This window comes from Pseudomonas sp. TWI628 (genome assembly GCF_039673865.1).
Classification (GTDB): domain Bacteria; phylum Pseudomonadota; class Gammaproteobacteria; order Pseudomonadales; family Pseudomonadaceae; genus Aquipseudomonas.
Genome location: NZ_JBDJMM010000032.1, coordinates 1 through 12,228, shown reverse-complemented (window position 1 = coordinate 12,228; position 12,228 = coordinate 1). Strand labels below are relative to the sequence as shown.

Annotated in this window: 14 protein-coding genes; 5 read left to right on the top strand and 9 right to left on the bottom strand. The window is 62.5% G+C overall.

The genetic code is table 11. The features are described 5' to 3' along the window. Nucleotides 1-44 precede the first annotated feature (44 nt). Nucleotides 45-749, top strand: coding sequence for a lipoate--protein ligase family protein (locus ABE528_RS22330; protein ID WP_346654082.1), 705 nt, complete (start codon nucleotides 45-47; stop codon nucleotides 747-749). On the opposite strand, the gene crp is transcribed toward ABE528_RS22330, so the two are convergent. Beyond that, nucleotides 746-1,390, bottom strand: a complete 645-nt coding sequence (crp, locus tag ABE528_RS22325) for a cAMP-activated global transcriptional regulator CRP (RefSeq protein ID WP_152958011.1) — start codon at nucleotides 1,388-1,390, stop codon at nucleotides 746-748. The genes ABE528_RS22330 and crp overlap by 4 nt on opposite strands. A gap of 191 nt (nucleotides 1,391-1,581) precedes the next feature. Between crp and ABE528_RS22320 the strand changes: the two genes are divergently transcribed. Beyond that, a complete protein-coding gene (locus ABE528_RS22320) occupies nucleotides 1,582-2,004 on the top strand; it encodes an OsmC family protein (protein WP_004376171.1) in 423 nt (140 codons plus the stop codon). Between the two features lie 43 nt (nucleotides 2,005-2,047). On the opposite strand, the gene ABE528_RS22315 is transcribed toward ABE528_RS22320, so the two are convergent. From ABE528_RS22315 to hemJ, 6 genes are all read right to left on the bottom strand, one after another. Beyond that, the gene (locus ABE528_RS22315; protein ID WP_346654081.1) at nucleotides 2,048-3,088 is read right to left on the bottom strand and encodes a DUF2157 domain-containing protein; all 1,041 of its coding nucleotides are present in this window, start codon (nucleotides 3,086-3,088) and stop codon (nucleotides 2,048-2,050) included. Nucleotides 3,089-3,101: 13 nt separating this feature from the next. Continuing rightward, the gene (gene coq7 / locus ABE528_RS22310; protein ID WP_346654080.1) at nucleotides 3,102-3,749 is read right to left on the bottom strand and encodes a 2-polyprenyl-3-methyl-6-methoxy-1,4-benzoquinone monooxygenase; all 648 of its coding nucleotides are present in this window, start codon (nucleotides 3,747-3,749) and stop codon (nucleotides 3,102-3,104) included. A 66-nt stretch (nucleotides 3,750-3,815) separates the two neighbouring features. Continuing rightward, nucleotides 3,816-4,154: a histidine triad nucleotide-binding protein gene (locus ABE528_RS22305; protein ID WP_277460179.1), complete on the bottom strand. Its 339-nt coding sequence runs from the start codon at nucleotides 4,152-4,154 to the stop codon at nucleotides 3,816-3,818. 63 nt (nucleotides 4,155-4,217) lie between these two features. Continuing rightward, nucleotides 4,218-5,000, bottom strand: a complete 783-nt coding sequence (locus ABE528_RS22300) for an SDR family oxidoreductase (RefSeq protein ID WP_152958015.1) — start codon at nucleotides 4,998-5,000, stop codon at nucleotides 4,218-4,220. Nucleotides 5,001-5,067: 67 nt separating this feature from the next. Continuing rightward, entirely contained in the window at nucleotides 5,068-6,024 is a 957-nt protein-coding gene (locus ABE528_RS22295) for a nitronate monooxygenase family protein (RefSeq protein ID WP_346654079.1), read from the bottom strand. 23 nt (nucleotides 6,025-6,047) lie between these two features. After that, a complete protein-coding gene (gene hemJ, locus ABE528_RS22290) occupies nucleotides 6,048-6,473 on the bottom strand; it encodes a protoporphyrinogen oxidase HemJ (protein ID WP_152958017.1) in 426 nt (141 codons plus the stop codon). A gap of 142 nt (nucleotides 6,474-6,615) precedes the next feature. On the opposite strand from hemJ, the gene argC reads away from it, so the two are divergent. Then, entirely contained in the window at nucleotides 6,616-7,650 is a 1,035-nt protein-coding gene (argC, locus tag ABE528_RS22285; RefSeq protein WP_346654078.1) for an N-acetyl-gamma-glutamyl-phosphate reductase, read from the top strand. Nucleotides 7,651-7,796: 146 nt separating this feature from the next. After that, entirely contained in the window at nucleotides 7,797-8,147 is a 351-nt protein-coding gene (gene erpA, locus ABE528_RS22280) for an iron-sulfur cluster insertion protein ErpA (RefSeq protein ID WP_027917433.1), read from the top strand. Nucleotides 8,148-8,205: 58 nt separating this feature from the next. On the opposite strand, the gene ABE528_RS22275 is transcribed toward erpA, so the two are convergent. Both ABE528_RS22275 and ABE528_RS22270 read right to left on the bottom strand, forming a co-directional pair. Further along, nucleotides 8,206-9,297 carry an anhydro-N-acetylmuramic acid kinase gene (locus ABE528_RS22275; protein ID WP_346654077.1) on the bottom strand — a complete coding sequence of 364 codons (1,092 nt, stop codon included), beginning with the start codon at nucleotides 9,295-9,297 and terminating at the stop codon, nucleotides 8,206-8,208. A gap of 3 nt (nucleotides 9,298-9,300) precedes the next feature. Beyond that, nucleotides 9,301-10,719, bottom strand: coding sequence for a peptidoglycan DD-metalloendopeptidase family protein (locus tag ABE528_RS22270; RefSeq protein ID WP_346654076.1), 1,419 nt, complete (start codon nucleotides 10,717-10,719; stop codon nucleotides 9,301-9,303). Nucleotides 10,720-10,934: 215 nt separating this feature from the next. Here ABE528_RS22270 and tyrS point away from each other — a divergent pair, with 215 nt between their 5' ends. Then, complete coding sequence (tyrS, locus tag ABE528_RS22265) at nucleotides 10,935-12,134, top strand: tyrosine--tRNA ligase (protein ID WP_152958022.1); 1,200 nt, start codon at nucleotides 10,935-10,937, stop codon at nucleotides 12,132-12,134. The last annotated feature ends 94 nt before the right edge of the window (nucleotides 12,135-12,228 follow it).

Here is a 12,228-nt window from a genome sequence, read left to right as displayed (position 1 = left end):
AAGTCTGCGCAGAGACCGGTGAAACCAACATCAAAGGTGGATCAATGACCGATCAACCCCAGGCCCTCACTGTCGAACAGGGCCTGCAAGCCGAGCAGGATCTGCTGGCCGCCGTCTGCCGTGGCGAACGCGATGCCGGTGTACTGTTCTGGCGCCCCACCGACCACGCCCTGGTCATGCCCCGGCGCATGAGCAGGCTGGACAATTTCGAAGCGGCTTGCTCGGAACTGGCGATTGCCGGCTGGCCGGTCCTGCTGCGTGAAACCGGTGGCGAGCCGGTGCCGCAATCGCACGCGACAGTAAACGTTGCGCTGGTCTACGTGGCCCCGCGCAGCGAAGGCGACCATGGCCGTATCGAAAACGCCTACGAGCGCCTGTGCCTGCCATTGTGTGATGTGTTGCGTGAGTGGGGCGGCGTCGCTTCGGTGGGTGAAATCGACGGTGCCTTCTGCGATGGCCGTTACAACGTCAACCTCAATGGCCGCAAGCTGGTCGGCACGGCCCAGCGCTGGCGCCAGGGCCTGGGTGGCAAACGCCCGGTGGTGCTGGTGCATGGCGCGCTGCTGCTGGATAACGAGCGTGAGTCGATGGTCGCGGCGGTCAACCGCTTCAATGAATGCTGTGACCTGGAGCAGCGCTGCCGCGCCGACAGCCATATCGCCTTGCACGAAGTGGTGCCCGCGGCGCCCTGGTTCGAGCGCCTGTCCCTGGCCTACAACGACGTGCTGGCAGCCCTGCCCAAGGATTAACGCGTGCCGTAGACCACCATGGTCTTGCCCTTGACCTGTACCAGGCTGCGTTCCTCGAGGTCCTTGAGGACGCGGCCGACCATTTCCCGCGAGCAACCGACGATACGGCCGATTTCCTGACGGGTGATCTTGATCTGCATGCCGTCCGGATGGGTCATGGCATCCGGCTGCTTGCACAGGTCGAGCAGGCAACGGGCCACGCGGCCGGTGACGTCGAAAAAGGCCAGGTCGCCGACCTTGCGCGTGGTGTTGCGCAGGCGCTGGGCCATCTGGCTGCCCAGGGCGTAGAGAATTTCCGGGTCCTGGCGGGCCAGTTCGCGGAACTTGTCGTAGCTGATCTCGGCCACTTCGCACTCGGTCTTGGCGCGCACCCAGGCGCTGCGCTGTTGCTCGCCGCCGGCCGGTTCGAACAGCCCCAGCTCGCCGAAGAAGTCGCCACTGTTGAGGTAGGCGATGATCATCTCGTGACCTTCGTCGTCTTCGATCAGGATAGTGACCGAGCCCTTGATGATGAACGACAGCGTTTCTGCACGATCACCGGCGCAGATGATGTTGCTTTTGGCGGTGTGGCGGCGGCGCTGGCAGTGAACCAGCAGTTTGTCGATGTTCTTGATCTTGGCGGGTAGGGCTGAGGCAACCATCACGAAATCCTGTTCGATGCGAGGCATAGGCGCTTTCTAAACCTTGTCTGACGCGACGCGCCAGTCAATTGGCGCCAGCTTATCAGACAGCGCTGGAAGTTTTGACACTAAAGCGACTCGCATTGAGCTTTTCCGACAGGCATACAAGGCTTAAGCTGACACCCTTTTGCGAAATCCAGGAGTACGGACAGATGAAGGCACGCATCCAGTGGGCCGGTGAAGCGATGTTCCTCGGTGAATCGGGGAGCGGCCACGTGGTGGTGATGGACGGCCCGCCCGAGGCGGGTGGCCGCAACCTGGGCGTGCGCCCGATGGAAATGCTCCTGCTCGGCCTCGGTGGCTGCAGCAGCTTCGACGTGGTGAGCATCCTGAAGAAGTCGCGCCAGGCGGTGGAAAGCTGCGAGGCGTTCCTGGAGGCCGAGCGTGCCAGTGAAGACCCTAAGGTGTTCACCAAGATCCACATGAACTTCGTGGTCAAAGGGCGTGGGCTGAAAGAGGCCCAGGTCAAACGTGCGGTGGAGCTGTCGGCTGAGAAGTATTGCTCGGCGTCGATCATGCTCGAGCGTGCCGGTGTTGAAATCACCCACGGCTATGAAATCGTAGAGCTGGGCTGAGTCCGAGATATTGGGGCTGCGCAGCGGCCCCGGCGATCTCCAGTCAGTCGCGCAGGGCCGGAAGGGCGGTCAGCAACCATTCCGGCAAGCTGCTTCTGACAGCCTGGCTCAACCGCTCCCGCCGCTTCTGATACCCCAGCCCCAAACCGATCACCCCCAGCCCGATCAAGGTCAGCACCACCGGGAACAACAGTGACTCGGCAAATACCTCGTAAGACAGATAACCCAGGTAAGCCGCCACCCCTAGCGCCCCGAACACCATGAACACGGGCCGGCGCAACAGCACCGCCATGCCCATCAACCCCAGGTTGCTCAGGCAGTACAGCGCCTTGCCCAGTTCACTGTCGCTTTCCATCATGGTCAGCCCGCCCCAGAATGCCGCCAGACCAGCCAGGTAGCCCCAATGGGCATAGTCCTCGCGGGTACGCCCGTCGACGACCAGAAACACCAGCAGCATGCCGAGCCCGAACCACAGCGACACCGTGCGCCGCTGTTCCCAGGAGAAGGGCGAGCCATACACCCATTCGCTCAGGTCCATCGACATGAACCACAGGGCCACGGCAATCGGCATCACCACGAAGGGGTAGGGAATCAGGCGCAGCATCAGCAGCCCGGCAACCACGGTGGCGGCCTCCATCAGCAGCCAGCCACCCTGCACGTAGGTGTAGTACTGGTGATAATCCGCTTGCGCATCATCCAGTGGCCACCAGCCTGCCAGGCGTTCTATCGCAAACACGACCAACGGCACGATGCTGACCGCGACGGCCGCCAGTACCCCGGCGGCAACCGGTTGCTTGCGCCCCTGCAGGTTGAGGGCGAACGAGGTGAGGAGAACGATATAAAGCGTGGCGATGGCCAGCAAGGCCCCGTCGCCAATTGTCATCCAGGCTTCGGTCAGCAGCCAGCCCATTGCCCCCATGATCAGCAGGGCGCCGAAGTAGAAGGCGACATGGGCAAGCTGGAAGCTGCCCCGGGCTGGTGGTTGCTGGCGCAAAAACGCCAGCAGGGCCTGGTCCTGGCCAGGCTGGAGAATGCCGGCTTGCACGGCGCGCGCCAGGTCCTTGGCGTCGATACGGTCCGTCATGTGTGCGCCCTTGTCAGATGCGGTAGGTGCTCTTGGTCATGACCTTGGCCAGCAGGCTCATGCCGAAACGCACCGGCATCGGGAAGCGATAGCCGCCAGCTTCGAGCGCGGACTCGGCGTGCTGCTCTTCATCCACGCGCATCTGTTCGAGGATGGCGCGGGATTTCTCGTCTTCCTGCGGCAGCTGTTCCAGGTGTTCGTCCAGGTGCTTGCACACCTGATGCTCGGTGGCGGCGACGAAACCAAGGCTGACTTTGTCGCTGACCAGGCCGGCGAGGGCGCCGATGCCGAACGACATGCCGTAGAACAGTGGGTTGAGCACGCTCGGGTGGCTGCCCAGCTGGCGGATGCGTTGTTCGCACCAGGCCAGGTGGTCGATTTCTTCCTCGGCTGCATGCTCCATGGCCTTGCGCACTTGCGGCAGCTTGGCAGTCAGGGCCTGGCCCTGATACAGCGCCTGGGCGCAGACTTCGCCGGTGTGGTTGATGCGCATGAGCCCGGCAATGTGGCGGGTCTGGTTGTCATCCAGGTCCGCGTCAGGCTGGATGATCGCCGGCGATGGGCGGGAGGGTTGGCCGCTGAAGGGCAGCAAGGTGCGCATGGCGGTATCGGCCTGCAGCAACAAGCGGTCGAGCGGCGAGTAGTGACGTTCGGTGGCCATCGGGCACCTCCGCTGAAGTGATGCCCGACAGTTTACCTCAATCGCTTGGGAGGAGCTTGCCTTGGGTCAGCCCGGCGGCCAGTGCATCTGGCGCTGGCCAAGCACGTGCATATGGATGTGGTAGACGGTCTGGCCGCCTTGCGGATTGCAGTTCATCACGACGCGGAAGCCTTCTTCGCAACCTTGCTCGACCGCCAGGCGCTGGGCAGTGAACAGGATATGGCCGGCCAGGGCCTTGTCCTCTTCGGTCAGGTCGTTCAGGGTACGGATGTGCTTCTTCGGGATAACCAGAAAATGTACCGGCGCCGCTGGGGCGATGTCCTTGAAGGCCAGGATCTGGTCATCTTCGTAGATGATATCCGCCGGGATTTCCCGGTTGATGATTTTGAGGAATAGATCGTCCACAGCACGTGCTCCATGGTGAGTGTCGGGCCGAGTGTACTCAGCCGCGCGCCACTCGCCCAGAGGCTATTCCATGCCGACCGGGCAGTAACGGCGGTGGATGAAGCCGGCCAGCTTGCGCGTCAGCCAGCGCGGCAGCAGGCGTGGAGCGAAGGCCAGCCAGCGATTGCGCCGTACCGGCATGATCACTGCGCGATTTTTGGCCAATGCGCGCACTGTGTGCAGTGCCACTTCTTCAGGGCTCAGGCAGCGGCTGTTGCCTTCAAGCCTGGGGATGCGCCGACGTGACGAGTGAACGGGGCCGGGGCAAAGGACCGATACCTTGATGCCAGCCGGCTTGAGCTCTTCGCGCAGTGCTTCGCTGAAATGCATCACATAGGCCTTGCTGGCGGCATAGGTGGCCATGCCCGGTCCCGGCGCGACAGCGGCCAGGCCGGCTACGTTGAGGATCTGCCCACCACCTTGCACTGCCATCAGGTTGCCGATGGCATGGCACAGGCGGCTCAAGGCAAGGACATTGACCTCCAGCAGGTCCTGCTCGTCGGCCCATTCGTGGGCCAGGAACGGGCCGTAGGTGCGCTGGCCGGCGCAGTTGACCAACAGGTCGATGCGTCGCTCGCCCTCTTCCAGTTCCAGCACGAAACCGGACAGCCGCAAGGGCTGGCTGAGATCGCAGGCACGCAGCAGCACTTCGACGCCGAAACGTTGGGCCAGTTCGAGCGCTACCGGCTCCAGCGTTTCTCGATGGCGTGCCACCAGGATCAGATTGCGCCCGCGCCGTGCCAGGGCTTCCGCCAGGGCCAGGCCCAGGCCGCTGGAAGCTCCAGTAATCATGGCGTAACGGGTCATGCAAGGCTCCTGGGGGTTGAAGAGGGCGCCTAGTGTACAGCCTGGCCAGGCGAGTTGTTGCCTTTTGCTACAGAGCCTTGTCGTGCAGTTCCAGTGAACGCTGCAGGGCTGCGTGGTACTCGCCGTGCAGGCGTTCGATCAGTGTGGCGGCAGCGGGCAGATCATGGATATCGCCGACGCCCTGGCCGGCCGACCAGACGGTTTTCCAGGCCTTGGCTTCATCGTCGATCGGCTTGAGCTTGCCTTGCTCGTGCCCGGATTTCAGTGCCGCCATGTCATAGCCGGCCTGTTCCAGGCTGGGGCGCAGGAAGCTGGCCGGGATACCGGACACGGCAGGCGTGTGGATGATGTCTGCGGCTTGAGCCTCGAGCAGCATCTGCTTGTAGGCCGCCTGGGCATGGCTTTCGTGGGTGGCAATGAAACGTGTGCCCATGTAGGCCAGGTCAGCACCGAGCAACTGCGCGGCGAGAATTTCGTGACCATGGTTGATGCAGCCGGCCAGCAGCAGGGTCTTGTCGAAGAATTGGCGGATCTCGGCCGCCAGGGCGAATGGGCTCCAGGTACCGGCATGGCCACCGGCGCCCGCTGCCACGGCAATCAGCCCATCGACGCCGGCTTCGGCGGCTTTCTCCGCGTGACGCCGGGTGGTGACATCGTGAAACACCAGCCCGCCGTAGCCGTGCACCGCATCCACCACTTCCTTCACTGCGCCGAGGCTGGTGATGACAATCGGCACGCGGTGCTCGACGCACAGTGCGAGGTCGGCCTGTAACCGTGGGTTGGTCGGGTGGACGATCAGGTTCACCGCATAGGGCGCTGGCGCCTGCAACTTGGCCAACCCCACCTCAATTTCTTCCAGCCAGGCCTTGAAGCCGGCGCTGTCACGCTGGTTCAGTGCCGGGAAGCTGCCGACCACGCCGCTGCCACAGCAGGCCAGTACCAGCTGGGGGTTGGAAATCAGGAACATCGGCGCTGCCACCACCGGCAAGCGCAGGCGTTGTTCGAGCGAAGCGGGCAGGGACATGAGTACGGCTCCATCGTTTTATGTCAGAACGGTTTGACCACCACGAGAATCACGATGCCCAGCAGGAACAGTACCGGCACCTCGTTGAACCAGCGGTAGTAGACGTGACTGCGGGTATTGTTGCCAGCGGCGAAGCGTTTGCGCTGGGCGCCACAGATGTGATGGTAGCCGGTCAGCAGAATCACCAGGGTGAGCTTGGCATGCAGCCACCCTTGGCTCAGCCAGCCGGGTGTGAGGTAGAGCATCCAGGCGCCAAACACGTAGGTGGCGATCATTGCCGGGTTCATGATGCCGCGGTACAGCTTGCGCTCCATGGTGACGAAGCGATCCTGGCTGATGCTGTCCTGGCTCTGGGCGTGGTAGACGAACAGCCTGGGCAGGTAGAACAGGCCGGCAAACCAGCAGACCACGCTGACGATATGCAGCGCTTTGATCCATAGGTAAAGCATGGAGGGAGTTCCTTCAGGTAATCACGGTCGTCAGATAGTAGAGCCCAAGCGCCCGAAGGGGCACCCCAAGAGTTGTTACAGGCGCCTTGCACCCCTATTATCGTGCGCTTTCCAGACGGCTCGTTGATAAGGGGCAAGCGTTATGATCAAGGTCGGTATCGTCGGCGGCACGGGTTACACCGGCGTCGAACTGTTGCGTCTGCTGGCACAGCATCCACAGGCCGAAGTGGCGGTCATCACTTCGCGCTCCGAAGCGGGCGTGGCGGTCGCCGACATGTATCCGAACCTGCGCGGTCACTATGACGGCCTGGCTTTCAGCGTGCCGGACAGCAAGACCCTGGCCGCCTGCGATGTGGTGTTCTTCGCCACCCCGCACGGTGTCGCCCATGCCCTGGCTGGCGAGTTGCTGGCTGCCGGGACCAAGGTCATCGACCTGTCCGCCGACTTCCGTCTGCAGGACGCCACCGAATGGGGCAAATGGTACGGCCAGCCGCATGGCGCTCCAGAGCTGCTCAAGGACGCCGTCTACGGCCTGCCTGAAGTCAACCGTGAAAAGATCCGCCAAGCGCGCCTGATTGCCGTGCCAGGCTGCTACCCGACCGCCACCCAGCTGGGCTTCCTGCCGCTGCTTGAAGCTGGTCTGGCCGACCCTTCGCGCCTGATCGCCGACTGCAAGTCGGGCGTCAGCGGTGCTGGCCGCGGTGCAGCGGTCGGTTCGCTGTTCTGTGAGGCTGGCGAAAGCATGAAGGCCTACGCGGTAAAGGGCCATCGTCACCTGCCTGAGATCAGCCAGGGCCTGCGACTGGCCGCTGGCAAGGACATCGGCCTGACCTTCGTGCCGCACCTGACCCCGATGATCCGTGGCATCCACGCCACCCTGTACGCGACCGTCGCCGACAAGTCGATCGACCTGCAGGCGCTGTTCGAGAAGCGCTACGCCGATGAGCCGTTCGTCGACGTGATGCCGGCCGGCAGCCACCCGGAAACCCGCAGCGTGCGCGGTGCCAACGTCTGCCGCATCGCTGTTCATCGCCCGCAGGGTGGTGATCTGGTGGTGGTGCTGTCGGTGATCGACAACCTGGTCAAGGGCGCGTCGGGCCAGGCGGTGCAGAACCTCAACATCCTGTTCGGCCTGGACGAGCGCATGGGCCTGTCCCACGCTGGCCTGCTGCCGTAAGCGCTTGCTGATGGAAAAGGCCCGCCAAGTGCGGGCCTTTTTGTTTGTCGCGACTAAAGCCGCACAATTCTTGACCAATTTTCTCGGAGAAGCGGATAATGCGCGTCATCGAGTTTTATGGCGGCTACTGCGCCGGGAGAATCAACATGAGCGTCGAAACCTTCACCCCTACGGCTTTGGAATTCACCCACGGCGCCGCGCAAAAGGTGAAGAACCTGGTTTCCGAGGAAGGCAATGACCGCCTCAAGCTGCGCGTGTTCGTCACCGGTGGCGGCTGCTCGGGCTTCCAGTACGGCTTCACCTTCGATGAAGACGTGGCCGAAGATGACACCATTGTCGAGCGCGAAGGCGTTTCGCTGGTGGTCGACCCGATGAGCTACCAGTATCTGGCTGGTGCCGAAGTGGACTACCAGGAAGGCCTCGAAGGTTCGCGATTCGTGATCAAGAACCCGAATGCCGCGACCACCTGCGGTTGTGGCTCTTCGTTCTCGATCTGACGCCAGGCTGTACGAAAACGCCGCGCTATTGCGCGGCGTTTTGCATTCTGGCGTGGGATCAGCCTGGATAGATCGCGCCAAGGACACGTAGCCCCTTGGCCGCGGTCACGCTTGGGCGGTTGGCGGCAATGCCCTCGAGGCAGCAGTGGGCGAGCCAGGCAAAGGCCATTGCCTCGACCCAGTCCGGATCTACGCCATGCGCAGCGGTGCTGGTGACCCGGGCCTTTGGCAGCAGTTGGGCAAGGCGAGCCATAAGGGCGCCATTGCGAGCGCCGCCGCCGCATACCAGCAATGCCTCGGTGCCTTGCTGGGCGTTCTGCAGCGATTCGATGATGCTGCGCGCGGTCAGCTCCAGCAGGGTGGCCTGGACATCTTCGTCACGGTAGGCCGGCAGACGAACCAGGTGGCCATCCAGCCAGGGCAGGTTGAACACCTCGCGGCCGGTGCTTTTCGGGCCGCTGCCGGCGAAGAACGGGTCACTCAGCAGGCTGCTGAGCAAATCGCCTTGCACCTCGCCACTGGCAGCCCAGGCACCATCGGCATCATAGGCCTGGCCACGCTTGCGCTCGATCCAGGCGTCCAGCAGCACGTTGCCTGGCCCGCAGTCGAAGCCATGCACGGGCTTGTCGCGTTCGATCAGGCTCAGGTTGCTGAAACCACCCACATTGAGAACCGCCAGGCGCTGGCCGAGGTGGCTGAACAGGGTTTCATGGAAGGCCGGCACCAGAGGGGCGCCCTGGCCGCCTGCCGCCACATCGCGACGGCGGAAGTCGGCGACCACGCTGATACCGGTAAGCTCGGCGAGCAGCGCCGGGTTGCCGATCTGCACGGTGAAGCCGCGAGCCGGCTCATGACGGATGGTCTGGCCATGGCTGCCGATGGCCCGAATGGCGTCGGCCTGCAGTCCTTGCTTGTCGAGCAGTTGCCGTACACCTTCACCTGCCAGGCTGGCCCAGCGGTTTTCTGCCAGGGCGGCGCGGGCAATCTCGTCAGGGCCGCTACTGCAGAGGCTGAGCAGTTGCTGGCGCAGGTCGGTGGGCATGGGGACATAGTGAGTGGCGAGCAACTGAAGCTGCTCACCTTGATCGATCAGGGCGATATCCAGGCCATCAAGGCTGGTGCCGGACATCACCCCCAGATAAAGCGCCATGGGTCAGCGCTTGTTTGCCGCGAGCATGGTGGCCTTTTCCTGGTCCATGCGGGCGATCAGTGGTTGGCTCTGCTGCAGGAAGCGCTGGCGTTCGTTCTTGGCGATCGGGTCAGCCATTGGCACCTTCTGGCTCAGCGGGTCGACGTGTACGCCGTTGACCTGGAACTCGTAGTGCAGGTGCGGGCCGGTCGACAGGCCGGTAGTACCGATGTAGCCGATGATCTGGCCCTGCTTCACGTTGCTGCCGGTCTTGATACCCTTGGCAAAGCCCTGCATGTGACCGTAAAGGGTTTTATAGCTGTTGCCGTGGGCGATGATCACGGTGTTGCCGTAACCGCCGCGACGGCCAGCCAGTTCGATGCGGCCATCACCGGCTGCCTTGATCGGCGTGCCGCGCGGGGCGGCATAGTCCACACCCTTGTGCGCGCGGATCTTGTTCAGGATCGGGTGCTTGCGGCCGGCGGAGAAGCGCGAGCTGATGCGGGCGAAGTCGACCGGGGTACGGATGAACGCCTTGCGCAGGCTGTTGCCGTCGGCGGTGTAGTAGCTGGTGTTGCCCTGCTTGTTGGTGTAGCGCACGGCGGTGTAGGTCTTGCCGCGGTTGGTGAAGCGCGCGGACAGGATATTGCCGGTGCCGACCACCTTGCCGTCCATGACCTTCTGTTCGTAGACCACATCGAACTCGTCGCCAGGGCGGATATCCTGGGCAAAGTCGATGTCGTAACCCAGGACCTTGGCCATGTCCATGGTCATGCTGTGGGACAGGCCGGCGCGCTGGGCCGAGGCGGACAGCGAACTCTTGATCACGCCGTGGGCGTAAGCGGTACGGACCACCGGCTTGCTGATCTCGCGATCGAAGGTGTAGCCCTTGGCTGTCTTGGTCAGGCGGATGGTTTCGAGGTTGCTGACCTTGCTGTGCAGGCTGGCCAGTTCGCCATCCTTATCGAGTTCGAACTGCAGCACCTGGCCATGCTTGAGCTGGCTGAACTGCTTGGCTTGTTTGTTGCTGGCCAGCAGGTCGTGCACCGCATTGGCCGGTAGGCCGACCTTGGCGAACAGGGTAGAGAGGGTGTCACCACGGGCTACGGTCACTTCGCGGTGACCTGGCTCCTTGGCTTCAGGCTTTTTCTCGGTGGCAGGCGCTTCTTGTGCGGCCTGCTCGGTGTTGGTGTCGGCGCCGTCGATCTGCGCGAAGGGAGAGCCCTGATCGCCTTGAGTCTGTACCAGCGGGGCGGCGTTGGACTCGTCCTTCAACTGCTCGGCCGGGCTCTCCAGCTCCAGGCTGAGGGTGGTCTTCTTGGCTTCGACTTCGCTGGAGGGGAATACCAGCAGTGCCAGGCTGAGCAGGGCGGCGATGCCGCTGGCGGCCAACAGATGGCTTTTCGGATAAAGCGGGGGCGCTTTAGGCGTTTCGTTGGTCATAGGTAAGGTGACTTTGAAGAAAAATGAATATGGAAAAGATGAATGACATGATGAAGATGAAATAACTGTATAAAATATAACCAAATCTAGTTTCACGCAAGGGCGCGTAGACGCCGTGACGCGTCGGTCGGGTCACATTTCATTTCGAAACTTGTAATTGATGGCCGATCTTGTATGGTTGGCTCCCTTTGAATCTGAGCCTTGCGGGTCTGTCTATGAAGTCGGTTGAAGAGCAGCTGGCGCTTATCAAGCGCGGTGCGGAAGAGGTGTTGGTCGAGTCGGAACTGGTCGAGAAGCTCAAGCGCGGCCAGCCTCTGCGTATCAAGGCAGGCTTCGACCCGACTGCGCCTGACCTGCACCTGGGGCACACGGTGCTGATCAACAAGCTGCGCCAGTTCCAGGAGCTGGGGCACCAGGTCATCTTCCTGATCGGTGACTTTACCGGCATGATCGGTGACCCGAGTGGCAAGAGCGCCACGCGTCCGCCGCTGACCCGCGAGCAGGTGCTGGAGAACGCCGAAACCTACAAGCAGCAGGTCTTCAAGATCCTCGACCCGGCCAAGACCGAAGTCGCGTTCAACTCCACCTGGATGGACAAGCTGACTCCGGCCGATTTCATTCGCCTGGCATCGCAGTACACCGTAGCGCGCATGCTTGAGCGTGACGACTTCGACAAGCGCTACACCACCAATCAGCCGATCGCCATCCACGAGTTCCTCTACCCGCTGGTGCAGGGCTATGATTCCGTGGCGTTGAAGGCTGATGTGGAGCTGGGTGGTACTGACCAGAAGTTCAATCTGCTGATGGGGCGTGAACTGCAGCGCGCCTATGGGCAGGAAGCGCAGAACATTGTGACCATGCCATTGCTCGAAGGGCTCGATGGCGTGAAGAAGATGTCCAAGTCGCTGGGTAACTATGTTGGTATCCAGGAAGCGCCGGGCGTGATGTACAGCAAGCTGGTGTCGATCCCGGACACCCTGATGTGGCGTTACTTCGAGCTGCTGAGCTTCCGTTCGATGGAAGAGATCGAGCAGTTCCGCGCTGACGTTGCCAATGGCGCGAACCCGCGTGACATCAAGATCAAGCTGGCTGAAGAGATTGTTGCGCGCTTCCATGGTGAAGAGGCGGCGGCCAATGCTCACCGTGCTGCGGGTAACCGTATGAAGGAAGGCGAGCTGCCGGAAGATCTGCCGGAGATCGAAGTGGCTGCAGCTGAGGACCTGCCGATCGCTGCTGTGCTGAACCGTGCTGGCCTGGTGAAGAACTCGGCGCAGGCGCGAGACCTGCTCAGTGGTGGTGCGGTGAAGGTCGATGGTGCTGTGGTCGACAAGGACTTCATGTTTGTTCTCGGTGCGACCCATGTGTGCCAGGCAGGTAAGAAGTCGTTTGGCCGGGTTACCCTGAAGGCTGAGTGATCGTCTGCTGGTGTAGCTATATAGAAGCGGGGGGGGCGGGGGGGCAACCCCCAAGGTTTTTTTTGTGTGTGTGGGGGGACACAAGTGTGCCAGA

Coding starts and splice junctions, on each gene's coding strand:
- ABE528_RS22330 (WP_346654082.1), top strand. CDS start 45: ATGACCGATCAACCCCAGGCCCTCACTGTCGAACAGGGCCTGCAAGCC.
- tyrS (WP_152958022.1), top strand. CDS start 10,935: ATGAAGTCGGTTGAAGAGCAGCTGGCGCTTATCAAGCGCGGTGCGGAA.
- ABE528_RS22315 (WP_346654081.1), bottom strand. CDS start 3,088: ATGACGGACCGTATCGACGCCAAGGACCTGGCGCGCGCCGTGCAAGCC.
- ABE528_RS22320 (WP_004376171.1), top strand. CDS start 1,582: ATGAAGGCACGCATCCAGTGGGCCGGTGAAGCGATGTTCCTCGGTGAA.
- hemJ (WP_152958017.1), bottom strand. CDS start 6,473: ATGCTTTACCTATGGATCAAAGCGCTGCATATCGTCAGCGTGGTCTGC.
- coq7 (WP_346654080.1), bottom strand. CDS start 3,749: ATGGCCACCGAACGTCACTACTCGCCGCTCGACCGCTTGTTGCTGCAG.
- ABE528_RS22295 (WP_346654079.1), bottom strand. CDS start 6,024: ATGTCCCTGCCCGCTTCGCTCGAACAACGCCTGCGCTTGCCGGTGGTG.
- ABE528_RS22275 (WP_346654077.1), bottom strand. CDS start 9,297: ATGGCGCTTTATCTGGGGGTGATGTCCGGCACCAGCCTTGATGGCCTG.
- ABE528_RS22270 (WP_346654076.1), bottom strand. CDS start 10,719: ATGACCAACGAAACGCCTAAAGCGCCCCCGCTTTATCCGAAAAGCCAT.
- ABE528_RS22300 (WP_152958015.1), bottom strand. CDS start 5,000: ATGACCCGTTACGCCATGATTACTGGAGCTTCCAGCGGCCTGGGCCTG.
- argC (WP_346654078.1), top strand. CDS start 6,616: ATGATCAAGGTCGGTATCGTCGGCGGCACGGGTTACACCGGCGTCGAA.
- erpA (WP_027917433.1), top strand. CDS start 7,797: ATGAGCGTCGAAACCTTCACCCCTACGGCTTTGGAATTCACCCACGGC.
- crp (WP_152958011.1), bottom strand. CDS start 1,390: ATGGTTGCCTCAGCCCTACCCGCCAAGATCAAGAACATCGACAAACTG.